This window comes from Litoribacterium kuwaitense, assembly GCF_011058155.1.
Lineage (GTDB): Bacteria > Bacillota > Bacilli > Bacillales > DSM-28697 > Litoribacterium > Litoribacterium kuwaitense.
Genome location: NZ_JAALFC010000101.1, coordinates 1 through 863, shown reverse-complemented (window position 1 = coordinate 863; position 863 = coordinate 1). Strand labels below are relative to the sequence as shown.

At 45.1% G+C, this 863-nt stretch carries 1 protein-coding gene; it reads left to right on the top strand.

The features are described from left to right. The first annotated feature begins 66 nt into the window (after positions 1-66). A protein-coding gene (locus G4V62_RS19165) for an IS5 family transposase (RefSeq protein ID WP_165205233.1) occupies positions 67-842 on the top strand; the annotation gives its coding sequence in 2 pieces (ribosomal slippage) (positions 67-394 and positions 394-842; 777 coding nt in all). Positions 843-863: the final 21 nt, after the last annotated feature.

Genomic DNA, 863 nt, shown 5'->3' with positions numbered 1-863 from the left:
TAGGACCTGTCTGAAAACTAAAGAATAATGTGGTACGATTGGTGAAAAATGAATGGAGCGACGAGCATGACGCAAAGACGGTACGAAATAAACGATGAACAGTGGGAACAAATTAAGGACATGTTTCCGCCCTATCAAACAGGACGTCCGTCAAAATTAAATAATCGTACGATGTTTAATGCCATTCTATGGATCGCAAGCAGTGGTGCGGCTTGGCGAGACTTGCCGGAAGAACGGTTTGGGTCCTGGAAAACGGTGTACAGTCGGTTCTGCAAATGGAGAAATGCTGGATTACTTGTCGATATCTTTCAAGCCCTTCAAGTGGAACCTGATTTTGAGAACTTAAGTATCGATTCGACATCGGTTAAAGCTCATCAACACAGTGCTGGTGCTAAAAAAACGCAGAAGGACACGAAGTGAATCAGCATATCGGCGTCAGTCGTGGTGGAAAGACAACCAAACTTCATACGGTCGTCGATGGATTAGGAAATCCCCTTGCTTTCCTTCTAACGGGTGGTCAAGTCTTTGATTCCGTTCCGGCTATCGATTTGCTTCAGGAATTTGACCTTACAGGAAGCCACATCATAGGTGACAAAGCGTATGGCTCTGAAGCGTTTCGGAAGTGGGTAACGTCGAAGCAGGCATCTTACACCATTCCGCCTAAAGCAAATCGTAAACAGCCGTGGAAAGTCGATTGGTACCGCTACAAAGAACGCCACTTAGTTGAGTGCTTTTTCAATAAGATAAAACACTTTCGCCGTGTGGCTACTCGTTACGACAAGTTGGCCACGTCCTTCCTAGCATTTGTATACGTAGCTGCAATTTTCAAATTGACACAGTGACGAGTTTTCAGACACGACCTA